The following is a 23,060-nucleotide window of genomic DNA, read 5'->3' as shown; positions in this document are numbered from 1 at the left end:
AGTAGGATCGGCCCCAAAAAAAGAGCGAGTAGTAAGCAGCGATCGCGGGCGTGGATGCTCGCTACTCGCTACTCGCTACTCGCTGCTTTGAGCGGCGGAGCCGCGATTACAGCTTGGCGGCGATCTTCTGGGTCAGGTCGACCACGCGGTTCGAGTAGCCCCACTCGTTGTCATACCACGAGACGAGCTTGAAGAACTTGCTGTTCAGCTCGATGCCGGCGCCGGCGTCGAAGATCGAGGAGTGCTTGTCGTGGATGAAGTCCGTCGAAACGACTTCGTCCTCGGTGTAGGCCAGCACGCCCTTCAGGTAGGTCTCGCTCGCCTTCTTCATGGCGGCGCAGATTTCCTTGTAGGACGTTTCCTTCGTCGTGCGGACGGTGAGGTCGACCACCGAGACGGTGGGAACCGGCACGCGCAGCGACATGCCCGTGAGCTTGCCCTTCACTTCCGGCAGCACGAGCGCGGTGGCCTTGGCGGCGCCGGTCGTCGACGGGATGATGTTCTGCGCGGCGGTGCGGCCGCCCTTCCAGTCCTTCTTCGAGGGACCGTCGACCGTCTTCTGGGTCGCGGTGTAGGCGTGGACGGTCGTCATGAGGCCTTCCTCGACGCCGAAGCCTTCCTGGAGCAGCACCTTCACGACCGGCGCGAGGCAGTTCGTGGTGCAGGACGCGTTCGAGATGATGTTGTGCTTGGCGACGTCGAGCTTGTCGTCGTTCACGCCGATCACGACCGTGATGTCCTCGCCCTTCGCCGGGGCGGAAATGATGACCTTCTTGGCGCCCGCGGCGAGGTGGCCCTTGGCCTTCTCGGCGTCGGTGAAGAGGCCCGTCGACTCGATCACGAGTTGCACGCCCAGTTTCGCCCAAGGCAGCTCGGCCGGGGTCTTCGCGCTGACGACGAGGATCTCCTTGCCGTTGACCACGAGCACGTCGTCGTCGGCCTTGTCCGGCGAGGACTTCTTCGAGCCCACGGTGCCGTTGAAACGACCCTGCGTGGAGTCAAACTTCAGCAAATAAGCCAGGTTATCCGCGGGCACGATATCGCCGACGGCGACGACATCGAGCGACGATCCGAGCAGGCCCTGCTCGACCAACGCGCGGAAAACGAGGCGGCCGATGCGGCCGAAACCATTGATTGCGACTTTGACTGCCATGGTAGGACTTTCCGTTGAGTGCTATGTTAGTTGACTGAGGATACCGGGCCGCGCCGAGGCGCGGATAGTCGAATGAACAAGCCCACCGGACCGATGCAAGGTCTTTGGCTGTGCAAAGACTGGCATAATCCGCGTGTTTTTTGCGGCTCAACTGTCACAAACCCATAACCCGCAACCGAGCACAGGCACCAGCAGCCGCGCCGTGACCGGCTGGGTAAGACCCGTGCCGTGCGGCAGGAAACGCTCCTCGTTGGCAAGTTGCCGCCAATGTCCCGCGACGGTATCGTGATCGAGCGCAATGACCGCGTCGCTGTTTCCGGGATTGATCGCAAACAGGAGGCGACTGGAACCTTGGGAGCGGTCGGCGTTGTAAACGGCCGCCAACGCCGGCGAATCCGGCACGAAGAAGAAACGGAAAAAGCCCTCGCTCGCGCGCGCGAAGTGCCGGAGCAGCCGTCCACGGTCGCCGCGTCGGAACGCGATCCATTCCGCGAAATACGCGTGCGTCCCCAGGTAGCGGATCGCCCGGTCGTAATCGAGCGCGTTCAGATCGCCGCGGAGGTAGGTGTTGCTCACCCCGTGCTTCGAACGGAGAAAATCCTGCCCGGCCGAAATCATCGGAATACCAACCGACATGAACAGCAGCGCCGCCATCAGGTGCGTGCGGCGGCGATCGTTCCACGTCGGCTCCTGCCCGTTGTAATTCGGATTCTCGGTGATCAGGTCGATCCAGACGCGGTCGTCGTGCGACTCGGTGTAGTTCACCGTCTGCGCCGGCCATTTCGCGAAATACCACGGCGAGCCTTTCAGGTAATACTCCATCCGTGCCGGCGAGCCCGCGCCGCGGACATAGTCGCGGACGAAATTGCGGTATCCGTCGTTCCATGACGCCCATCCCGTGTCGCGCAGCGCGCCAGCGATGTGCCCGCGGAAACTCCACGGCTCGGCGATCAGGATCACGTCGGGTTTCACGCGTTTCAGCGCCCGCTCGATGTCCCTCAGCACGTCGACGCCGAGCAATTCGGCGAGGTCGAAACGGAAGCCGTCGATGCCATACGCCTCGATCAGGTGCACGCACGCGTCGATGATCAGGCGCTTCGCCATCGCGGAACCCGCCCGCAGGTCGTTGCCGCAGCCGCTCCAGTTGGCCAGGTTGCCGTGCGCGTCCTGTTCGAAGTAATACAGCCGGTCGATGAACATCAGGTGCGCGGGCTCGCCGACGTGATTGAAAACCACGTCGAGCAGCACCGCCATGCCCCGCCGGTGAAATGCGCGCACGAGTTCCTGGAACTCGCGCACGCCCGACGCCTTCGCCGGCGCGAGCGCATAGCTGCTCTCGAGCGCGAAGAAGTTGTTCGTCATGTAGCCCCAGTGATACTCCGCGTCCTCGCGGTTATCGAATTCCTGCACCGGCTGCAGTTCGACGCAGTTCGCGCCGAGCCGGTGCAGATGGAAATCGGGGCTCTCCACCCATTTCGTCAGCCCTGCAAAGCCCCGCCGCTCCGCCGCCGTGGCCGCGATGGGCGCGTTGGCAGCGAGATCGCGCACGTGCGCCTCGACGATCACCAGATCGTGCCACGGCGGCGGACGGAAGCGCCGGTCGCCTTCGCCGATCCACGCGCGGTCGAGCACGACGCCCGGCCCTTCCCGGCCCACGGTCGCCAGCGCATACGGATCGAGCACCTTCATCGTCGGATCGAACCGCCCCGCCCCGTCGCGCACGCCGTCGACGACATACCAATAGAACCGGCCATGCAGGTTGCGGTCGACGATCGCTTCCCAAACTCCGGCCGCGCCATCTGCACCCGCGCGCCGCCGCAGCGGCCGGAACACCGCCTGATCCTGCTTCGCCAGATCGTCGCAAAAGAAGACCGTCACCGCCCTCGCCCGCGGTGCAAACAGGCGGAAAACCGTCTCCCGTTCCCGCACGAGCGCTCCGAGCGGCAGGTCGGTTTTCAAATCGTAGAAGAACCGCCCCGGCACGACGGGCACGGCCGTGGCCGCGGGCGCGGAGGCCCAACCGACGGCCAGCGGTTCCGCGAGATCGACCAGCATCGGGCAGGTAAACTGCCACAGGTGCCGCCCGGTGCGGTGCGGGTCGATCGCCCGATTCACGTTGCCCGTGTCGTCGCGCACTGCATTCGGCGCGTCGTCCGGCAGGCTCAACCAGTGGTGCTCGCCGGTGACGAATTTGAAGCGTTGCCCGGGCGGCTTGAGGAACGGCTCCGCGGGCCCCGTCCACGCGTAGACTTTCTCGCCCTCGATCTCCGTGGGCTGCATCCACCACTCCGCCGATCCGACCGCGGTCTGCCAGCCGTTGAAATCGCCGGCGAGATAAACCGAGTCGCGTTTCAGGTCCAGGCCGGCGCGATCGCAATCGGCGAGCAGAAAGACAATCTCCGCACCACGCACCACGTAGCCGAACGCCCGGCCCACCGCGACCGTCGACGCCGGCGCGAGTCCACCGGGCGCCGGGCAATGCCCGCCCATCGTGAACTGCGGCGGCCGTGCCGCGCGCCAGTCGCGATCCAGCTCCACCACGCCCGAACTCAAAGATTCAAGCCAGGCGCGGACGATGCGAGGAGCGGCGGTCGACATGTGGATCTGCTAGCATCCCCCGCGCCGCACGAGCGACAAGTGGAAATCGCCAAATTTGTCGCCGGTCCGCGCCTGCTCCGGCAGCGCGCGCCGTTTATCGCATTCCGCCCGCCAATCCTCGAGCCGCACCGCAGCGCCAGATGCGGAGATTTGACAAAGCCCCGCGCGCCCGCGTCGTCTTGGCCCGTGGCCAGCTCCGAAAAGATCCTCGTCGCCATGTCCGGCGGAGTGGACAGTTCCGTCGCCGCGCTGCTGCTCAAACAGCAGGGCTTCGACGTCGTGGGCGCCTACATGAAGAACTGGATCAACGAGGACCAGATCATCGGCCATTGCCCGTGGCAGCAGGACATCGAGGACGCCCGCCGCGTCGCGGAGCAGATCGGGATCGAGTTTCGCGTCGTGAATCTGATGCGCGAATACCGCGAGCGCGTCGTGGCCTACCTGCTCGACGGCTACGCGCGCGGTCTCACGCCCAACCCGGACATCATGTGCAACCGGGAAATCAAGTTCGGCGTGTTCCGCGCCTGGGCGCGCGACCACGGCTTCTCCGCCGTCGCCACCGGCCACTACGCGCAGCGCATCCCCACCAGCGCGGAGAGCGCGAGCTTTTCGCTCCTCGAAGGCGCGGACCCGAACAAGGACCAATCCTATTTCCTCGCGCTCCTGTCGCAGGAGCAGCTCCACGACGCGCGTTTTCCGATCGGACATTTGCCGAAACCCGAACTCCGCCGCATTGCGCACGAAGCCGGACTCGTCACCGCCGACAAAAAGGACAGCCAGGGCATTTGCTTCATCGGCGAGGTGAAGATGCAGGATTTCCTGCGCGCCTACGTCCCGGACGCGCCCGGGCCCATCGTGCGCGCCACCGACGGCCGCGAGCTCGGCCGCCATCGCGGACTGCATTTCTACACGCTCGGACAACGCAAAGGCATCGGCATTCCGTCCAACACCGATCACCAGGCCTACGTCGTCGTCGGCAAACGCGCCGCCGATCGCGCGCTGCTCGTCGCCTTCGATTCGCCTGACGCGCCCGGACTTTTCCAACGCGAGGTGCGCGTGCATTCCCTGAGCTGGATCGGGGAACCGCTCACCCGTGCGTGCTCTCTCGAAGGCCGCGTGCGCTACCGCGATCCGCGCGTTCCGCTCGACTTCGAACCTGAGGCGGGCGGCACCGCGCTCATCCGGTTTCGCGAACCCCAGCGCGGGCTCGCGAGCGGGCAGATTCTGGCGTTTCACGAAGGCCCGCGGCTGCTCGGCGGCGCCGTTTACGTGTAGGTCACGGCTTTGCGCGTGAATCGCTTCCCTTCGATGAATCGCGCCGCCCTCGTCACCCGCGTGCAACGTTTTTTCGAGCAGGAATCCCTGCGGCCGGATCTCGCGCGGGCGGGTCGGGCGACGGTGGCCGTGACGGTGCCGCTGATGCTCGCCGCCGCGAACCTGCTTCCGCTCAACGTCGCCTTCGTGGCGCTCGCCGCGCAACACGTGGCGATGATCGACGTGCGCGGCGCCTACACCCTGCGGCTTGGCGTGCTGCTCGCCTCCGTGATCGTCCTCACCGCTGCCGCCACCATCGGCGGAATGACTTCGGATCATCTCGGCTGGTCAATTGTCCTGGGCGGTCTCGTCGCCCTCATCGGCGGCGCGTGGCGGCACCTGCTGCCGGACTACGGCACGTCGCTCGCGATTTCGTCGATGGTGCTGTTCGTCATTTCTCTGAGCGCGCCGGCCACGCCCGGCCTCGGCGGACACCACGGCCTCGCCGCCGTCGCCGGCGGGCTGTGGGGTTTTGCGCTGCAGGTCTCGCACTGGCCGATCCGCCCGCAACATCCGCTGCGCCGCGCGGTCGCCGACAGCTGGCTGGCGGTGGCGGACTTGTTCGCCGCCCTGGGACCCGCCGAACCGGAGGAACGCGACCGCCGGGTCCACGAACTCGAGGCCGCGCTGCGCACCACGCTCGATCACACCTACGCCGCGCTCGACAGCTCGGTCTCGAAAAAACGCACGCCGCTCCACCGCCATCTCGACGCGCTCAATCTCGCGGCGGCGCGGCTCTCCACGCGCGTCGTCGCGTTGAATTTCGCCCTCGAAAACGCCACCACCGTCGAAAAATCCTCGTGGCTCGCCGAGGCGCTGAGTCCGTTGCTCACCTCGCTCACCAACACCTCGCGCAGCGTTGCGGTGACCATCGTCTCGCGCCAGCCGGCCCATCTCGCGTTCTTTGAGGTTCGTCTCCGCCGGTTGACCAATCTGCTGCGTTCGTTCGAGGCCAACGTGGCTCACCGGCTCGTCGATCCCGCGGCGGAGACGCATCTGCGTCAGATCCTCCGCCAGATCGAGCTGCACCTGCCGGAGGTGCAGACCACGCTGCGCGCCACGGTGGACCGCGCCGACGAACGCGCCGCGTTTTCGCTCGAGCTCTTCGATCTGCAAACCTGGAAACTGCGGCCGCTCGCGTCGGCGCTGAACCTGAGCCCGCGCGTGAATCCCGTCCTCCTTCGCTTCACGCTGCGCAGCGTCGTGCTCACCATGGTCGGGATCGCCATCTTCAAACTCGGGGGCTGGCCGCACGGTTACTGGCTGCCGCTCACGGCCGCGATCGTGCTCCAGCCCGACTATGGCACCACGCGCCAGCGCGCGGGCCAGCGCGTGCTCGGCACCGTGGCCGGCAGCGCCTTCGCGAGCATCCTCCTATGGCTGCAACCGCCGGCCGCGCTCGTCGCCGCCGGCACCAGCCTCACGATGTTCCTTTTCGCGTTTTTCCTGCGGCGCCGCTACACCGTCGCGGTTTTCTTCGTCACGCTGTTCGTCGTCCTGCTCACCGAGGCGCGCGAACCGCTCACGATCTGGTTCGGCATCGAACGGTTCGCCACCACCCTGGCCGGCGGAGCGCTCGCGCTGCTGGGCGCGCTGTTTTTCCTGCCGCTCTGGGAACGCGAGCGGCTGCCGGCGTTCCTCGCCGCCGCCCTCCGCGCCAACCGCGACTATCTCCAGCTGATCGCCCAGCGTTTCGCCGAAGGCGGCGGCTACGATGCCGCGGTGATCGCCGCGAAACGCCGCGCCGAGGCCGCCAACGGCGTCGCGTTCTCCTCGCTGCAGCGCATGTCGGCCGACCCGCAGCGGCGGCAGGATCGCCTCGAGGAACTCGCCGCGCTCGCCAACGGCAACCAGCGGCTGACGCGGGCCTTCACCGTGCTCGCCCTGCACCTCGCCGCCGGCCGGCCGCTGCGGCTCCAACCCCTGGCCCGGGGCGCGGAGCTGGCGATCGGAATTCTGGATACACTCGCTGCGCAGCTTGACGGCGGCACGGCGCCGGCGCTCCCGCGACCGACCGCGGCCGTCAACGAACTCGCGGCCCGCACCAAGGAGCGTTTTTCCGATCCGCGCGAGCACGCTGTCATCGCGCAATGCGCCTCGATCGCGACCGAGCTGGGCGCGATGCTCGTCGCGCTCGAGCTCGCGGAGAAAATCGAACCGCCCCCTCCGACCGTCCGGCCGGTTGCCCCCGCGCCTTGACCGGCACCCGCGGGCTCAGGCCGGCGCCGCCAAGCCGAACCGCCCGTGTAACATTTGCTTGAGTTCGCGGCACTCCGCGTGCGCCTCTGCCTCGAATTTCTCCAGGTTGAAACTCGGAAAAATCCGCTCGCGCAAAATGGTCCAGCCGGGCGTCTCCGCGATCGGCCGGGGTTGGTCGCGCAACGCCTCACCGCTCCAGCCGACGCGGTTCTGGCGACAGAGCTCGCGTGCCAGCGACACGCTCGCCACCAGCACGGCGTCCTCCACCGGACACTGCTGCGGGTCGTCGACCCACCGCATCACATTCCCGTAGCTCGACCGCAAGCCGTGTGCTTTCGCGAAGTGGCCCGCCATCTCGCGCGTGGTCGCTCCGAGAAACGCCTGCTCGGCGACCGACAGCGGCACCTGCTCGCGACGCGAATAGTCGAGCACCGCCTCGAATCCGAACGGATGCAGGTGCAGCAGGAGCAGCTTCCCGATGTCATGGAGCAGGCCGGCGAAATACGCCCGCGATTCGAGGCTGTTGAATTCGAGGTAGCGGCACGTGTAGCGCGCCATGCGCGCGACGCCCATCTGGAACATCCAGAAATTCGTCCACGTGCAGGGAGGAAAGCTCATCCATTTCTCCTCGGCGATCAGGACGGTGCCGCTCATCGCCGCGAGTTTCCGCTCCCCGAGCAGACTCACCGCGATACGCGGATTCTCCACCGGCTCGGGATCGAGGTCCTCGTTGCCCCGCGCCCGATTGGCCGCGATCAACAGGTGCGCCGCGAGCCCGGGATCCTTCTCGGCCAGGTCCATCAACGGCGCGAGGCTGGACGGCTTGCCCGTCGCTGACATCTGGAACGAGGCGGCCGCGGTGTCGATCACCGGACAGCCCGCCAGCGCCTCCAGTTGCGCGGCGAGTTCCTTCCAAGCCAGGACCGGCAACCGGGATTCCGCCGCGGCATTCAGCCAGTGCGCCCGCCGCGCCGCCAGCTCCGTCTCCCCGCGTTCTTCGTCGGTCACGAAATCCGGCGGCACCGTGGCGTGGTCCAGGTGACGGAAGATCAAGCGGCCGGCGAACTCGAGCCGGCGCAGCGTATCCGGAAAAGCATTCCACGCGTGGCCCTCGGCCCCCGCGCGCAGCCGGGCGGTCACCTCGACCACGCCCCAGGCCCCCACCGCCTCCGCCTGCGCGGAGAGGGCGCCGAGATTGGCCATGATCGCCGCGACCGCGCGGTTGGCGAGATGCGCCTGCAGGACCGGCAGCACCGCTTCCACCGCATCCTGCAGGCGCGCGAGTTCGCGATGCAGGGTTTCCGGCGTGTAACCCATCAGCGTGCAGAACGACTTCTCCTCCTCGAAATGCGTGTTGCGCCACGCCGCCACGAGGGCCTTGCGCACTTCGGCAAGGATCGGCTCGTCGTGATACGGTTTGACGAGGAAGTTCTGCACCTTCAGCTCCATCGCACGCCGGACTGAGTCGCGATCGCCGGCGGCCGTGTAGATCACGACCGGCATCGCTTGCAGCAGGCAGTCGGCCCGCAATTGCTCGACCAGGCTCAAACCGCTTTCGCCCTCCAGTTTCAATTCGACGAAGATCAGATCGACCGCCGGATTGCGCTGCAGGAAGTCCCACGCCTCGGCCACCGTCGCGACCGCCGCCAAGCGGTGTCCGCCACGCGCAAGAATCCCCTTCATCGCCTTGCGCGCGACGTCGGCAGGATCAACGAGGAGAATGTAAGCCATGGTGCCGAACCCGGGGTGAGGGCGCCGGCATGGCGGCCCTGCTTCTCCATCGGCCCCAAAACGGAAAACTGAATCCCAAACCCCGCCGGCGACCGGCTAGAGCGCGACGTCCTTGAATCCAGGATCCTCGAGCATGCGGTCGAGCTGACGGTCCTCGGCGAAGCGTTTGAGAATCCGGTTCTCCGGCTCCTTTTTCAACGCCTTCTCCAACCGCGTGCGGGCATCGTCGGCGCGGCCGAGCAACGCGAGCACGTGAACCTCCTGCAAAATACCTTCGATCCGGATCTCGTCCTTCTTGTCGTCCTGGTCGGCGCGGTAGGCCTTCAGCGCCTGCTCATAAGCCTGCTTCGCCCCGGACTTGTTGTCCATTCGCCGGCGGATCGCGCCGAGGTTGACCCAGTATTCAGCGGTGTCCGGGGCGAGCTGGGCCGCCTTCGCGAGCAACGGCTCCGCGCGGGCAAGATCGCGCAACGTGATCGCGAACTGCGCCTCGCTGACGAGATTCGCCGCCTCCTTGCGTTGCAGATCGGTAACCTCCGGCGCCTTCGGCTTGCAGCCGGCCAGCAGCGTGAAGACGAGAACCAGCAGGGACAGTGAGGTGAGCTTCATGGGGGCTTTCATATCGGGGAATTCGCCGCCGCTTGCCAACTCCATACCGTTCGCCCGTGCGCAAGGCGCCGCGTCGAGGCCGCCTAAAGGTCCGGCGGCACGGTGGCGATCGCCTCCTCGAGCGTCGTCACGCCTTCGCGGACCTTGATCAGGCTATCCTGGTGCAGCGTCTTCATGCCGGCGCGCATCGCGATCTTCTTCAGCTCCGCGCTCTCGAGCTCCTTGTTGATCGCGTCCACGAGCTCCTCGTTCGTGATCATCAATTCGTGGATGCCGACGCGGCCCTTGTATCCACTTCCTCCGCACTTCGGGCAGCCTTTCGGGTTGTGCTTGAAGATCTGGCCGCTCCAGCCGATCGCCTTCTGCAAGACCTCCTCCTCGCGGCCCTGCGGGACGTAAGGCACGCGGCACTGCTTGCAGACGCGGCGCATCAGGCGCTGCGCGCAGACGCAGAGCAGCGACGACGAGATCATGAAAGGCTCCACGCCCATGTCGGTCAGACGCGCGACCGTGCTCGGCGCGTCGTTCGTGTGCAGCGTGCTGATCAACAAATGTCCGGTGAGCGCCGCCTCCACCGCGATGTTGGCCGTCTCCTTGTCGCGGATTTCGCCGACGAGGATGATGTCCGGATCCTGACGCAGAAATGCGCGCAGGGCCGACGCAAACGTCAGCCCGATCTGCCGGTGCATCTGCATCTGGTTCAATCCGGGCAGCGTATACTCGATCGGATCCTCCGCCGTGCGGATGACGAGGTCGGGCGTGTTGATCTCGTTGAGCGCCGAGTAAAGCGTCATCGACTTGCCGGAGCCCGTCGGGCCGCAGTGCAAGATCATGCCGTAGGGCTGGCGGATGCACTCGCGGTATTTTCCCAGATTCTCCTCGGAGAACCCCAGCGCCGGCAGCGGCAGCGTCGTCTTCTGTTTGTCGAGAATGCGCATCACCACGCCTTCACCGTGGTTCAGAGGCGCGGTCGACACGCGGAGGTCGAGGTCGAGTCCCTTTTTCGTGTATTGCTTGAACACGATACGCCCGTCCTGCGGCAACCGTCGCTCGGAGATGTCGAGGTTGCACATGATCTTCAAACGCGCGACGAGCGCGGGTCCGACGCGCTGTGGCAGCCGCAGTTTTTCCGAGCACACGCCGTCGATCCGGTAGCGGACGATGATCTCCTTCTCCTGCGGTTCGACGTGGATGTCGCTCGCGCCCGCGAAATACGCGTCCTCGATGATGCGGTTCGCGAGCTGGATGATCGGGCCGGACTCCTCGTTGACGTCCTCGGACGTCGTCTCGATCACCGCCCCGAATTCCGCGCCGATCTGTTCGACGACGTCGTCGAATCCCGCCGGCTGCGCCGCCGCCTTGTTGAACTTTTCCTTGATGTCCTTTTCGCGCGCGAGGAGCCGGATGACCTTCTTGCCAGTCATCTCCTGGATCTTCGTCGCCAGCGACACCTCGAAGGGATTCGCGAGCGCAACGAGAAGAAACTCGCCCACGTGCCCGACCGGCACGACGAGATTCTGCTGACAGAACTCCTCGGGCAACCGCTCGAACGTTTCCGGCCCGATCTTGTATCGGGAAACGTTATACGGAGCGAGTCCCAGCGCGCGGCCTTTCGCGACGAGCAGCTGGAACGGCGTGATCCGGTAGTCGTCCTGCAGCAGCTTGTCGAGCGCCTCGCCCGTCGGTTCTCCCGGCAGCGCCGCGATCGTGTCGCGCTGCTCCGCGGTCAGCCGGCTCATGGCGACCAGTTGCCCGACAATCTGGGTTTGGATCTTTCCGAGCGGCATACGCGAAACGACTAGACGGCCTTCGCCACCGCCGCGGCCGGCGCGGCGGCGCGCTCCGCCGCGAGCTTTTCCAGGTAATCGGCGATCGCCTCGAGCGTCGTGCCGAACCAAAGGATCGGGCCGTCGAACTGCTTCTCCCAATGCGCCCGCACCGCCGGGCTGAGATAATACGCCGTCGCGACGAAATGAAAATCCTCCTCGTGATCGAACGGCACCGACCACGTCGCCCAGCAGGCCGCGAGATCGAGGTTTTTCTTCACGTCGTCCGCCACCTCGTAATGCCGCAGATCCACGAGCCCCACGCCCTCGTTGTCGACCACGTGCTGCAATACATCCTCCTCGCGCAGCACTTTCATGTCGTAGGCCAGGATTCCCAACACGGTGCATTGCCGGGGCTGATCCTCGGCGATGAGCGAGAGCAACTTCTCGTTCGCGGGCTCGAGGTCCTCGATCTTGACCAGGTTTGCTTCGACGAGATTGGCGCCGAGCAAACGGTTGGCGCGCATCAACAGGGAGCGGTTGGCCGGAGGAGGCATGTCTCAGCCAGGCTGAATCACGCCGCGGTTTTGCGCGACACCTTTTCGCGGCCGCGCAGGGCGGTGACTCGTTTTAACAACTCTTTTTTCAACCGGTCCAGGCCGTCGCCGGTCAGACACGAGATCTCGAGCACGTCGACCGTCTTGTAGCGCCGCTTGAACTTCGCGAGGTGCTCCTTCGCCTCCGGCACGTCCATCTTGTTCGCCACGACGACGCGCGGTTTTTTCAACAACGTCCGGTCATAGAGCTCCAGTTCGCGGAGCAGATTCTTGTAGTCATCGCGCGGATCCCGCGCATCCGTGCCCGCCATATCGACGAGGATCAGCAGCAGCGCGCAGCGTTCGATGTGTTTCAGAAAACGATGACCGAGACCGCGATTCTCGCTGGCGCCTTCGATCAAGCCGGGGACGTCCGCCAGCAAGAGCCGGCGGTGACCTTTTACTTCGTCCCGATACTCGATCACGCCGATCTGCGGATGCAGCGTCGTAAACGGATACGCCGCCGTCCGCGGCCGCGCCTTGGTGATCTGACCGGTGAGCGACGATTTGCCGGCATTCGGGAAACCCACGAGCCCGACGTCCGCGATGCTTTTCAAAACCAGCCGGAACGTCCCGCCTTCGCCGGGCTGGCCGGGATTCGCCCGCTTGGGGGCGCGATTGGTCGAGGTCTTGAAGTGCGTGTTGCCCCAGCCGCCGTTACCGCCCTTGCACAACACAATCCGCTGCCCGTCCTCGATCAGCTCGGCCACGGGCTTTCCGGTCGCTTCGTCGATCACGACGGTGCCGAGCGGCATCTTCAAGATGCGCGGCGCGCCGTCCTTGCCGTGCTGGTCGGAGCCGAGCCCGTGCTCGCCGCGTTCGGCGCGCCAGTGCGGCTGGTATTTGTAATCGACGAGATTGTTCGTGTCGTCGTCGCCGAGCAGCACGACGTCGCCCCCGCGGCCGCCGTCGCCGCCGTTGGGTCCGCCCCACGGCTCGTATTTCTCGCGGCGGAAGCTGATGCAGCCGCGCCCGCCGTCACCGGCTTGAAGTTTTACCACGCACTCGTCGACAAACATGCGCGCCACGATGCAGAACGCCCCGCGTTTGCCAAGGGGGCGATTGTCACGGTCGTTCGCCCCCGGATTTCCGACCGTCCGGCAAGATCGTCCCGCGACCGCCTCCCGTTTGCCACAGCGCCCCCTTGACCCGCACATCCCTCAGTCCAACCGTGCGTAACTTATCCCATGTCCTACGCACCCGCCGCCTCCCGCTACGACAATCCCGCGTTCTTTCGCCGCTGCGGCCGCAGCGGTCTGAAACTGCCCGCGCTTTCCCTCGGTCTCTGGCACAACTTCGGCGACGTCGATCGCCACGACAACAGCCGCGCCCTCGTGCTGCGCGCGTTCGATCTCGGGATCACGCATTTCGATCTCGCCAACAACTACGGCCCGCCGCCCGGCTCCGCCGAACGCACGTTCGGCCGCATTCTCCGCGAAGATCTCGCCGCGCATCGCGACGAGCTGATCGTCTCGACCAAGGCCGGCTACGACATGTGGCCCGGTCCTTACGGCGAATGGGGTTCCCGCAAATACCTGCTCGCATCGCTCGACCAAAGCCTCCGCCGCCTCGGGATGGATTACGTCGATATCTTCTATTCGCATCGCCCCGATCCCGAGACTCCGCTCGAGGAAACGATGGGCGCACTCGATCGCGCGGTCCGCTCCGGCAAGGCTCTTTACGTCGGTCTTTCCAACTACACCGCCGAACAAACCGCCCGCGCCGCCGCGATCCTGCGCGAGCTCGGCACGCCGTGCCTGATCCACCAGCCGCGTTATCACATGTTCGACCGCTGGATCGAAAATGGGCTCACCGACGTCCTCACGAAAGAAGGCATCGGCGGCATCGCCTTCTGCCCGCTCGCACAGGGCGTCCTCACCAACCGCTATCTCACCGGCATTCCCGCCGATTCGCGCGCCGGCCACGATCCGCGCTTCCTCAAACCCGAGCACATCACCGCGGAAAAGCTCACCAAGGTTCGCCAGCTCGACGCCATCGCCAAGCGCCGCGGTCAATCGCTCGCGCAGATGGCGCTGCTCTGGGTGCTGCGCCAGCCGGTGATCACCTCCGCGCTCATCGGCGCAAGCAAGGTCAGCCAGATCGAGGAAAACATCGCCGCCTTCCGGAATCCCACGCTCTCGCCGGAGGAAGTGGACGGCATCGAACACATCCTCAGCGGCAAAGCCTGAGTTCCTTTCGCGCGATCGCGCCCGCGCGGCCTGCACACCTGGCCTGAATTTTCCCACAGCGCTGGCGGCCGCAACGCGTCCGCCGGGTTGCGCGCCACCGAAGCGTAGATGAAATGCGGCCTTCCATGGCCTCTTCCGCCGCTGCGATCCCATCCGAGTCGTCCTTTGTCGAGCGCACGGTCATGTCCGTGCTGCTCGCCCTGAGCTTCTCGCATCTCGTCAATGATGCGATCCAGTCGCTGCTTCCGGCGATGTATCCGATGCTCAAGGACAACTACCGGCTGAGCTTCACGCAGATCGGCTTCATCACGTTCACCTTTCAGGTCACCGCGTCGCTGCTGCAGCCGTTGGTCGGGTTCTACACCGACCGGCGCCCGAAACCCTTTTCCCTGGCGATCGGAATGGGCCTCACCCTGGTCGGTCTCGTCCTGCTCTCGCGCGCGGCGAGCTATCCCGCCCTGCTCGTCTCCGCCGCGCTCGTCGGCACGGGTTCGTCGATCTTCCATCCCGAGGCATCGCGCGTCGCGCACCTCGCCGCCGGCCATCGCCGGGGTTTCGCGCAATCGCTTTTCCAAGTCGGCGGCAACTTCGGTTCCTCGCTCGGGCCGCTGCTGGCGGCGCTGATCATCGTGCCGCGCGGACAATCGTCCGTGCTCTGGTTCACCGCCCTCGCCGCCGTCGGGATCGCCGTGCTCTCGCGCGTCGGAGTCTGGTATCGACAACACTTGGACGCACACCTCGCGCGGGCCCGCGCCCATCGTCGCGCCGCCCGCCCGCTGCCGACGCGCACGGTCGTGGTTTCGATCTCGATCCTGATCGCGCTGATCTTCTCGAAATACTTCTACCTCGTTTCGCTCACGAACTACTATACGTTCTACCTGATCGACCGGTTCCAGGTCTCCGTCGCAGGCTCGCAGCTGTATCTGTTCATCTTCCTCTTCGCCGTGGCCGCGGGCACGATTCTCGGCGGACCGCTCGGCGACCGCTTCGGACGCAAATACGTGATCTGGTTTTCCATCCTCGGCGTCGCGCCGTTCTCACTGATCCTCCCACACGTCGGCCTCGCCGGCACCGTTGCACTGAGCGTCATCATCGGCGTCGTGCTCGCGTCGGCGTTTTCCGCGATTCTCGTTTACGCACAGGAACTGATCCCCGGCAAGGTGGGGCTCGTCGCCGGTTTGTTCTTCGGACTCGCGTTCGGCATGAGCGGCATCGCCTCGGCCGCGCTCGGTCGCCTCGCCGATCACACGAGCATCGAACATGTGTTCTACCTGTGCGGATTCCTGCCGCTGCTCGGGCTGCTGACGATGTTCCTGCCCAACCTCGAGCGGCGCTGACCCGCCACGCGACACGCTTCCCCCTTGCCTCGGGTCCGGCGGCCCATGTGCTGTCGGACCATGGCTGAGCCGGCACTCGTTGAACTTCGCGACGTCTCCAAACGTTTCGCGAACGGTCCGCTTGTGCTCGATCGCGTTTCGCTTTCCGTCGCGCACGGCGAATTCGTCAGCCTCGTCGGCCCCAGCGGCTGCGGCAAATCCACCCTGCTCCGGCTCGTCGCCGATCTCACCGTCGAAACGTCCGGTCACATCAGCGTCGCCAAAGTCGAACAGGCCTTCGTCTTTCAGGACCCGACGCTGCTGCCGTGGCTCAACGTCGAGCGCAATGTCGCTCTTCCGTTGAAGCTCCGAGGCGCACCCGCCGCCGACCGCCGCGCCGCCGCCGGGCGGGCACTCGAGCTCGTGCGCCTGGCGGACAAGGCCCGCGCCTTCCCGCGCCAGCTTTCCGGCGGTCAACGCATGCGCGTGTCGATCGCCCGCGCGCTTTCGCTTTCGCCGCAACTGCTGCTTCTCGACGAACCGTTTGGCGCGCTCGACGAGATCACGCGCGAGCACCTCAATGAGGAACTGCTCGCCATCCGCCAGGAGCAGGCCTGGACCGCGCTGTTCGTTACGCACTCCGTCGCGGAGGCCGTGTTTCTCTCGCACCGCATTGTCGTCCTGTCGGCCAATCCCGGCCGCATTCATGCCGAGATCCCGATCGACCTTTCGTATCCAAGAACCGCGGACACCCGCCTCTCGCGCGCGTATCACGATCTGGTGACCGAAACCTCCCGTGCGCTCCGCGCCGCCGAACAGGCCTGACGGCCATCTCGTATTTCCCGTGTCGCGTCCGTTGCTCAAGATTCTCCTCCCGCTGATCGCCGGCGCGCTGTTTCTGGCGCTCTGGTCGGCGATTCACGCCGGGCTTTCGCCCGACAACCGCTTTCTTCTGCCCACGCCCGGCGCCGTGTTCGCCGCATTTCAGGAACATGCGGACGCGCTGCTTCGCGCCACGCTCAACACCAGCCAGGGCGCACTGGTGGGCCTGTCCGCCGCGGTTCTCCTCAGCATCGCGTTTGCCGTGCTGCTTTCGCTTTCTCCGCTCATCCGCGTCAGCCTCTATCCGTATCTGATGATCCTGCAGATGACGCCCGTGATCGTCATCGCCCCGATGCTCGTTCTCTGGGTTGGCGCCGGCATCAAGAGCGTCGCCGTGATCACGTTTCTCATCTGCTTTTTCCCGCTGGTTGTGAACAGCACGCAGGGCCTCATCTCGACCGACCGGAACCTCGTCGAGCTCTTCCGTTCGTATCGGGCCAGCCGATACCAGCAACTGGTGCACCTGCGGATCCCCGGCGCGCTGCCCTATTTCTTCACGGGCCTGCGCATCGCCGCGATCCTCGCGCCCATCGGCGCGCTCGTCGGCGACTACACGGCCGGGAGCTCGGCCGGCGACGGCGGTGGGCTCGGTTTCCAAACCATCATCTACGCGAGCCGCGCGCAGTATCCCGCGCTGTTCGCCACCGCCGCCATCACCTGTGTCCTCGGATTCGTCCTCGTATCGCTGGTCATCGGCTTGAGCTGGCTCGCGCTCCGGCGCTGGCACGATTCGTTCGAACGTCGCGACACCTGAACCGGATGCAAATTCCGTCGCCATCCGCGGCGATTCGCCACAATCGCGGACACACTCATTTCCCCATGAAACGATCGCTCCTGTTGCTGCTGTTCCTCGCCCCGTGCGTCTTCGCTGCCGCTGCGGCCCCGTTCAAAATCACCGTCCAACTCGACTGGGTGGCCGAACCCGAACACGGCGGCTTCTACCAAGCCCAAGCTCGTGGTTTCTTCGCCGACGAAGGTCTGGACGTCACGCTCGTGCCCGGCGGTCCCAACGCGCTCGTCATGCCGAAGGTTGCCACCGGTCAGGCCGATGTCGGGCAGGCCGACAGCACCAACACGCTCCTGCAACAAGCCGAGGGACTCCCCGTCGTGCAATTCGCCGCCGTCTTCCAGGACGACCCCTCCGGTCTGCTCGTCAACGCCGACAGCTCAGTCCGCCGTTTCGAAGATCTCGACGGCAAGACGATCATCGCCCGTCCCGAATGGGCGTTCCTCCCGTATTTGAAGAAAAAATACAATGTGCGCTTTTCGATCGTGCCGCAGAACTTTTCGGTCTCCGCCTTCCTCGGCAACAAGGAGGCGATCCAGCAGGGTTACTACATCGCCGAGCCGTATCACATCGTGAAAGCCGGCGGCAAGGAGCCGCGCTTCCTCTCGACCTGGGACGCCGGCTTTCGCGCCTATGCCGTGCTCGTCACCAGCCGCAAGTTCGCGCGCGAGCATCCGGAACAGCTGCGTGCCTTTGTGCGCGCCTACATCCGCGGCTGGCGCGATTATCTCGAGGGCGATCCGACGCCCGCGCACGAGGCGTTGAAGAAAGCCAATCCCAGCAACACCGACGAATTCATGATGGCCTCGCGGCAGCTCATCCTCGACGGCAAGCTCGTCACCGGCCGCGACGCCGACGGTGGCGCGAGCCAGATCGGGCGTCTCGATCCCGCCCGCTACGCTAAGCAGATCGAGCAACTCGAAGAGCTCGGTATCCTGAAGAAGAACAAGGTCACCGCCGCCACCGCGATCACGACCGAGTTCACGCCGTAAAAAATCGACGCATAGACGCGGCGCATCGCCCACGGAGCACACAGAAAGACACGGAAGTTAAGAACCACGTTCGTCTTCTTCGGTGTGTTCCGTGTATTCCGTGGGCCCTTTGCTTCCGTCCGTTTTTCGTTTGTTTCGTGTTTTTCGTGGTTGTTGAGCGAAGCTTTCGTGCGGCACGAATCGCGTTCCCATGTCGTCCTGGCTCCCACGCTTTTTTCCGCCAGACCGACACGCGGATACTTTCTCGCCGGCCCGCGACCGCTACGTCTTTAGCGCTTCGCTTTTCCTCCGGCTGCTCGCGGTCACGCATGCGATCGCGTTCGTTTCGCTCTGGGTGCAACTTCCCGGTCTGATCGGCCCACACGGCATTCTTCCCGCCGGGGCCTATCTTCGCGCGGTGCACGATTATCTCGGCACCGATGCCTACGCACGGCTCCCGACGCTCGGCTGGATTTTCGGCGCCGACACCTTTCTGACTGTTCTTTGCGCCGTCGGCGTTGGCGCCGCAGCGCTACTCTTCGCCGGCATCGCACCGACCGCATGCCTGATTGTTCTGTGGGTTTGTTATCTGTCGCTCGTCAACGTCGGCCAGGCGTTTCTCGGATTCCAGTGGGACGCCCTGCTACTGGAGACGACGCTGCTCGCGATTTTTCTGCCGCGCCTCACGTGGCGACCACGTTTCCATTTCGGCGAACCTTCGCGGATCGCGCGTTGGCTGCTGCGCTGGCTGTTGTTCCGACTGATGCTGCTTTCCGGAATCGTGAAACTCTCGAGCGGCGATCCCACGTGGCGAAATCTCACCGCGCTCGATTTCCATTTCGAAACCCAACCGCTCCCTAATCCGCTCGCCTGGTGGGCCCATCACGCGTCGGAGAATGTGCACCGCGCCGCCTGCGCCGGCATGTTCGTCATCGAACTGCTCGCGCCCTTCTTCCTCTTCGCATCGCGACCGCTGCGTCACAACGCCGCGCTCCTGCTCCTCGCCCTGCAACTCGCGATCGCCCTCACCGGCAATTACGCCTTCTTCAACCTCCTCACCGCCGCGCTCTGCCTCCTCAATCTCGACGACGCCTTCTGGCTCCGCCTCCTCCGCCGCGACCCCGGCAAGTGTCATACATTATATGACACTCTGATCGGGCGCTCGGCGCGAGGGGTCGCGGTGTCGGTGTCAGGGTGGACGTTGGCGGGGTGCGTGGTGGCCTATACGACGGTGGCGGCGTGGCCGTCGGTGCAGGCGGGCGCAAAGCGGCCGGGCTGGTTTGAATCGGTGGCGACGTGGGTCGCGCCGTTCAACAGCTTCAACAACTATGGGTTGTTCGCGGTCATGACCACGTCGCGGCCCGAACTCTCCCTCGAGGGCAGCAACGATCAGCGCGAGTGGCTCGCCTACGAACTTCCCTACAAACCCGGCGCGCTCTCGCGTCCGCTGCCGGTCGTCGCTCCACATCAGCCGCGACTCGACTGGCAGTTGTGGTTCGCCGCACTCGGTGCTCCGCAGCAAAACCCGTGGGTGCTTTCGCTGGGCGAACACCTGTTGCGCGGGACGCCCGAAGTCCTCGCATTGTTCGCGCACAATCCGTTTCCCGGCCAACCGCCCCGCTTCCTTCGCGTCGTGCGCTACGACTATCGTTTCGCTTCACCCGCCGAACGCGCCCGCACGGGCCGTTTCTGGGAACGCACACCGATCGACTACTACCTCGCGCCGGCAGCGTTGAAATGACGCCGCCCAACGCCGCGTCTTTCGCTTTGCGCCTTCCGACGCTTTTTGCGGCGATGCCTGCATGTCCGATCCGAACCGCGACCGTTTTCTCGCCCTGCTTCGCTCCGCCGTGGACAACGGCGAACTCGTGAAGCTCACCCTGGGCAAATATCGCGGCGAAGATCGCACCGTCCGCAATCTCTTCGTCCGTCCGGTCGTCCTGAAGGCCGGCCCGCACCTTTCGTTTCTCTGGCGTCACGCCACGCGCGACGTGACGCGCAATCTGCCGCCACCCGATGCCCTCGCCGAGATCGATCGCCTGCTCAGCCGCGACTTTCTCGATGCGCATCTTTTCACCACGACGCAGCACGCGCAGTTTGAAAACCAATCCAGCGGCACCGGTCGCTTGAAACTGACGCCCGCGCCGCTCGCCTCCGAAACCAAAGCCACTGCCGGCCACGATCGCGCCAAGCAGCACCTTATTCCGGCCGACTCCCCGTGGCTGCGCGCGCTCGGCGTCACCAACGACCGCGGCCAGCCGCGCGAGGGCATGGCGGACAAGTTTCGCCAGATCCAGAAGTTCGCCGAGGTCCTGGCGCATCTGCTGGACGACGCTGTCATCCGCCCGGCGAACGCCACCGACGCCGCCCCGCCAACACGTCTCCGGATTGTGGATATGGGTAGCGGCAAGGGTTATCTCACGTTTGCCGTCGCGGCACTGCTCGACAACCGCGCAACCGTCACCGGCGTCGAGGCGCGTCCGGAACTCGTCGAACTCTGCAACCGGATCGCGCGGGAAAACGACCTCGCGCATCTGTCCTTCGCCGCGGGTCGGATCGACTCGTTTGCATTTCCCGCGCCGGACGCCGCGGGAGCGGCAGTCGATGTCCTCATCGCGCTTCACGCCTGCGATACCGCGACCGACGACGCCCTTGCGAAAGGGATCGCCGCGGGCGCGCGTCTGCTCGTCGTTTCGCCGTGTTGCCAGAAGGAACTTCGGCCGCAACTCGTCGCACCGCCGGTGCTCGCGGACGCGTTGCGCCACGGAATTTTTCAGGAGCGGCAGGCAGAATTCGTCACCGATTCGTTGCGCGCGCAACTGCTCGAATGGGCCGGGTATCGCACGAAGGTGTTCGAGTTTATCTCCACCGAACACACCGCGAAAAATCTCATGATCACCGCGATCAAGGATCACGCGGCCGGTGACGCGTCTCGCGCCGCGCGCATCCGCGAGTTCGCGCAATTTTACGGCATCCGCCGGCAGCGTCTCGCGCAACACCTGGAGTTTTCCCTCTAAAACTCGTCTCATGACTTGGTCCGAACTCGATTGGGCGGCGCTCGACCGGCTCCGCGATGGTTTTCTTTCCGGCAAAGCCGCCGGCGGCGCCTACTGGCAATCCTCGTCCGATCTTGCGTCCTACGATTTCACCTACGGCGAGCGGATCGGCTGGAAATGGAATCACGTGCTCCGCGAGTTGAAACTGCGCGGCTGGCGTCCGACTTCGCGTCAGGTGTTCGATTGGGGTTGCGGCAGCGGCATCGCCGCGCGCCGGCTGATCGACTTTTTCGGACCTGAGAGTTTCGACGCGCTCACCGTGTGGGATCATTCCGCAGTCGCTTGCGATTTCGCGAGCGACGCGGCGGCGCGGGCTTTTCCTTCGCTCGCGGTTTCGTCAGCGACGCCCGGCTTGCTCGCCTCAGCCGAGCCGATCGGACTGCTCGTCGTCAGCCATGTGCTCAACGAGCTCCCGCCCGACGCGCTCGCTGCGTTGAAAGCGCTCGCCGCCCGAGCGCAGGAAATCCTTTGGGTCGAACCCGGCACGCATGCCGTCAGCCGCCAACTCGGCCAGATTCGCGACGAACTCGCGGCCAGTTTCCGCGTCGTCGCACCCTGCACTCACGCCCTCGCCTGCCCGATGTTTGCACCGGGCAACGAGCGCCACTGGTGCCACTTTTTCGCGCCGCCGCCGTCCGAGATCTACGCCGATTCCAACTGGGTGAGATTCGGCCAGCGCGCCGGCATCGACCTGCGCAGCCTGCCGTATGCGTTTATCGCGCTCGATCGGGCGCCGGCCGCCGCGGGCGCTTCCGACCTGTCGCGGATCATCGGCCGCCCCGAGCATTTCAAACCCTACGCCCGCTGGCTGAACTGTGACGCCAGCGGCCTCGCGGAGCTCGAACTGCCGAAGCGCGCCGCCCCCGCGCTTTTCAAGCAACTCGAGCGCACGAAGGCGCCGCTCGTTTACCGCTGGGAACGCGCAGGCGACAAGATCAGCGGCGGTGAGCCGCTTGCGCCGCCGCCTACTTCAACTCCCGAAGCTTGATCGCGCGGTAGCTGACCACGTAACCGTGGTCCTGCAGTGCGATGTGCCCACGCGCGAGCGACGCGAAACGCGGCCAGCTCTTGAACTTGCTCGCCGCGATCAACGCCTTGCCCGCCGGCGCGGCGAGATCGACGTCGACGACCTTGTGCCCGTTCAGCCAGTGCTCGACGTGCCAGCCGCGCACGCGGATCCGCGCCTCGTTCCATTGTCCGACCGGACGCGTGTAATCCTCCTCAACGCCCGTGAGATCATAAAGCGATCCGGCGCGGTGGCTCGCCGGGTGGTTGTCGGATGCTTTCACGTTGTCCAGGACCTGGTATTCGGGACCGGTCCGATGAGTCGCGGTGTCGTCCAGCCCCACGCGGTAAATGATCCCGCTGTTCGCCGCTTCCGAAACCTTCCACTCGAGGGACAATTCAAAATCCGCAAACGAGTCCGCGGTCACGAGATCGCCCCCCTTCGCCGACCAGGTGAGCGCGCCGTCCGCAACTTTCCAGCCGCTCGGCTGCTCCGATTTCAAACTCCGCCAGCCCTGCAGCGAGCTGCCGTCGAACAGCGACCGCCAGCCTTCGCTCTTTTCCGCGCTGCTCAACGCGTTGGGATCCGCCGCGAAGAGCGACGCCGCCGTGAACAAAACCAGAAAACCGCCGGGGATAAGTTTCATGCCCGCCCAGCATTGGATTTTGCCGCCGGATCGCGAGCCCGATCCCGTTTGCGCCCGCGCTTGACTCACGCGCGTCGAGCCGGATGCTGGGGCCCCTTTTCCTCCTCCTATGGGCCAACAACTGAACAAGAAGATCAAACGCAAACGCCGCATCGCTTACCTCAAGCGCAAGAAAGCTCGCACCGCCACCGCGAAGAAAAAGTAAGCCCGCGCGCAACGTTCCCGTTTGTAGCGGCCCCGA

18 protein-coding genes are annotated in these 23,060 nt (G+C 65.4%); 10 read left to right on the top strand and 8 right to left on the bottom strand.

What is annotated here, in order from left to right:
- Nucleotides 1–106 precede the first annotated feature (106 nt).
- Nucleotides 107–1,153, bottom strand: a complete 1,047-nt coding sequence (gene gap, locus AC6RV7_RS11035; RefSeq protein ID WP_500094031.1) for a type I glyceraldehyde-3-phosphate dehydrogenase — start codon at nt 1,151–1,153, stop codon at nt 107–109.
- Between the two features lie 147 nt (nt 1,154–1,300).
- A complete protein-coding gene (locus AC6RV7_RS11030) occupies nt 1,301–3,751 on the bottom strand; it encodes an alpha-amylase family glycosyl hydrolase (RefSeq protein WP_500094030.1) in 2,451 nt (816 codons plus the stop codon).
- A 186-nt stretch (nt 3,752–3,937) separates the two neighbouring features.
- Here AC6RV7_RS11030 and mnmA point away from each other — a divergent pair, with 186 nt between their 5' ends.
- Together mnmA and AC6RV7_RS11020 are read left to right on the top strand one after the other, a co-directional pair.
- The gene (gene mnmA, locus AC6RV7_RS11025) at nt 3,938–5,026 is read left to right on the top strand and encodes a tRNA 2-thiouridine(34) synthase MnmA (RefSeq protein WP_500094029.1); all 1,089 of its coding nucleotides are present in this window, start codon (nt 3,938–3,940) and stop codon (nt 5,024–5,026) included.
- A gap of 33 nt (nt 5,027–5,059) precedes the next feature.
- Complete coding sequence (locus tag AC6RV7_RS11020; protein WP_500094028.1) at nt 5,060–7,264, top strand: FUSC family protein; 2,205 nt, start codon at nt 5,060–5,062, stop codon at nt 7,262–7,264.
- Between the two features lie 15 nt (nt 7,265–7,279).
- On the opposite strand, the gene AC6RV7_RS11015 is transcribed toward AC6RV7_RS11020, so the two are convergent.
- From AC6RV7_RS11015 to obgE, 5 genes are all read right to left on the bottom strand, one after another.
- A complete protein-coding gene (locus AC6RV7_RS11015; protein ID WP_500094027.1) occupies nt 7,280–8,995 on the bottom strand; it encodes an HDOD domain-containing protein in 1,716 nt (571 codons plus the stop codon).
- A 96-nt stretch (nt 8,996–9,091) separates the two neighbouring features.
- Nucleotides 9,092–9,604 carry a hypothetical protein gene (locus tag AC6RV7_RS11010; RefSeq protein ID WP_500094026.1) on the bottom strand — a complete coding sequence of 171 codons (513 nt, stop codon included), beginning with the start codon at nt 9,602–9,604 and terminating at the stop codon, nt 9,092–9,094.
- Between the two features lie 83 nt (nt 9,605–9,687).
- Complete coding sequence (locus AC6RV7_RS11005) at nt 9,688–11,391, bottom strand: GspE/PulE family protein (protein ID WP_500094025.1); 1,704 nt, start codon at nt 11,389–11,391, stop codon at nt 9,688–9,690.
- Between the two features lie 11 nt (nt 11,392–11,402).
- Nucleotides 11,403–11,927 carry a hypothetical protein gene (locus AC6RV7_RS11000; RefSeq protein ID WP_500094024.1) on the bottom strand — a complete coding sequence of 175 codons (525 nt, stop codon included), beginning with the start codon at nt 11,925–11,927 and terminating at the stop codon, nt 11,403–11,405.
- 17 nt (nt 11,928–11,944) lie between these two features.
- Nucleotides 11,945–12,985: a GTPase ObgE gene (gene obgE / locus AC6RV7_RS10995; RefSeq protein WP_500094023.1), complete on the bottom strand. Its 1,041-nt coding sequence runs from the start codon at nt 12,983–12,985 to the stop codon at nt 11,945–11,947.
- 168 nt (nt 12,986–13,153) lie between these two features.
- Between obgE and mgrA the strand changes: the two genes are divergently transcribed.
- The 8 genes from mgrA (at nt 13,154) to AC6RV7_RS10955 (ending at nt 22,155) form a co-directional block, all read left to right on the top strand.
- On the top strand, nt 13,154–14,155 hold the full coding sequence (gene mgrA / locus AC6RV7_RS10990; protein WP_500094022.1) for an L-glyceraldehyde 3-phosphate reductase: 1,002 nt from the start codon (nt 13,154–13,156) through the stop codon (nt 14,153–14,155).
- 125 nt (nt 14,156–14,280) lie between these two features.
- The gene (locus AC6RV7_RS10985; protein ID WP_500094021.1) at nt 14,281–15,492 is read left to right on the top strand and encodes an MFS transporter; all 1,212 of its coding nucleotides are present in this window, start codon (nt 14,281–14,283) and stop codon (nt 15,490–15,492) included.
- Nucleotides 15,493–15,552: 60 nt separating this feature from the next.
- Nucleotides 15,553–16,296 (top strand): ABC transporter ATP-binding protein, encoded by a 744-nt coding sequence (locus tag AC6RV7_RS10980; protein WP_500094020.1) that lies wholly within the window; start codon nt 15,553–15,555, stop codon nt 16,294–16,296.
- 19 nt (nt 16,297–16,315) lie between these two features.
- The gene (locus tag AC6RV7_RS10975; protein ID WP_500094019.1) at nt 16,316–17,107 is read left to right on the top strand and encodes an ABC transporter permease; all 792 of its coding nucleotides are present in this window, start codon (nt 16,316–16,318) and stop codon (nt 17,105–17,107) included.
- Nucleotides 17,108–17,172: 65 nt separating this feature from the next.
- Nucleotides 17,173–18,132: an ABC transporter substrate-binding protein gene (locus AC6RV7_RS10970; protein WP_500094018.1), complete on the top strand. Its 960-nt coding sequence runs from the start codon at nt 17,173–17,175 to the stop codon at nt 18,130–18,132.
- A gap of 190 nt (nt 18,133–18,322) precedes the next feature.
- Nucleotides 18,323–19,852: a lipase maturation factor family protein gene (locus AC6RV7_RS10965; RefSeq protein WP_500094017.1), complete on the top strand. Its 1,530-nt coding sequence runs from the start codon at nt 18,323–18,325 to the stop codon at nt 19,850–19,852.
- Nucleotides 19,853–19,913: 61 nt separating this feature from the next.
- Nucleotides 19,914–21,128 carry a class I SAM-dependent methyltransferase gene (locus AC6RV7_RS10960; RefSeq protein ID WP_500094016.1) on the top strand — a complete coding sequence of 405 codons (1,215 nt, stop codon included), beginning with the start codon at nt 19,914–19,916 and terminating at the stop codon, nt 21,126–21,128.
- Between the two features lie 10 nt (nt 21,129–21,138).
- Nucleotides 21,139–22,155, top strand: a complete 1,017-nt coding sequence (locus AC6RV7_RS10955) for a small ribosomal subunit Rsm22 family protein (RefSeq protein ID WP_500094015.1) — start codon at nt 21,139–21,141, stop codon at nt 22,153–22,155.
- On the opposite strand, the gene AC6RV7_RS10950 is transcribed toward AC6RV7_RS10955, so the two are convergent.
- Complete coding sequence (locus AC6RV7_RS10950) at nt 22,133–22,819, bottom strand: 3-keto-disaccharide hydrolase (protein ID WP_500094014.1); 687 nt, start codon at nt 22,817–22,819, stop codon at nt 22,133–22,135. The genes AC6RV7_RS10955 and AC6RV7_RS10950 overlap by 23 nt on opposite strands.
- Nucleotides 22,820–23,060: the final 241 nt, after the last annotated feature.

The organism is Opitutus sp. sgz309028 (assembly GCF_059821195.1).
The sequence above is the reverse complement of the archived record's forward strand: the minus strand, read 5'-3'. Positions and strand labels throughout refer to the sequence as shown.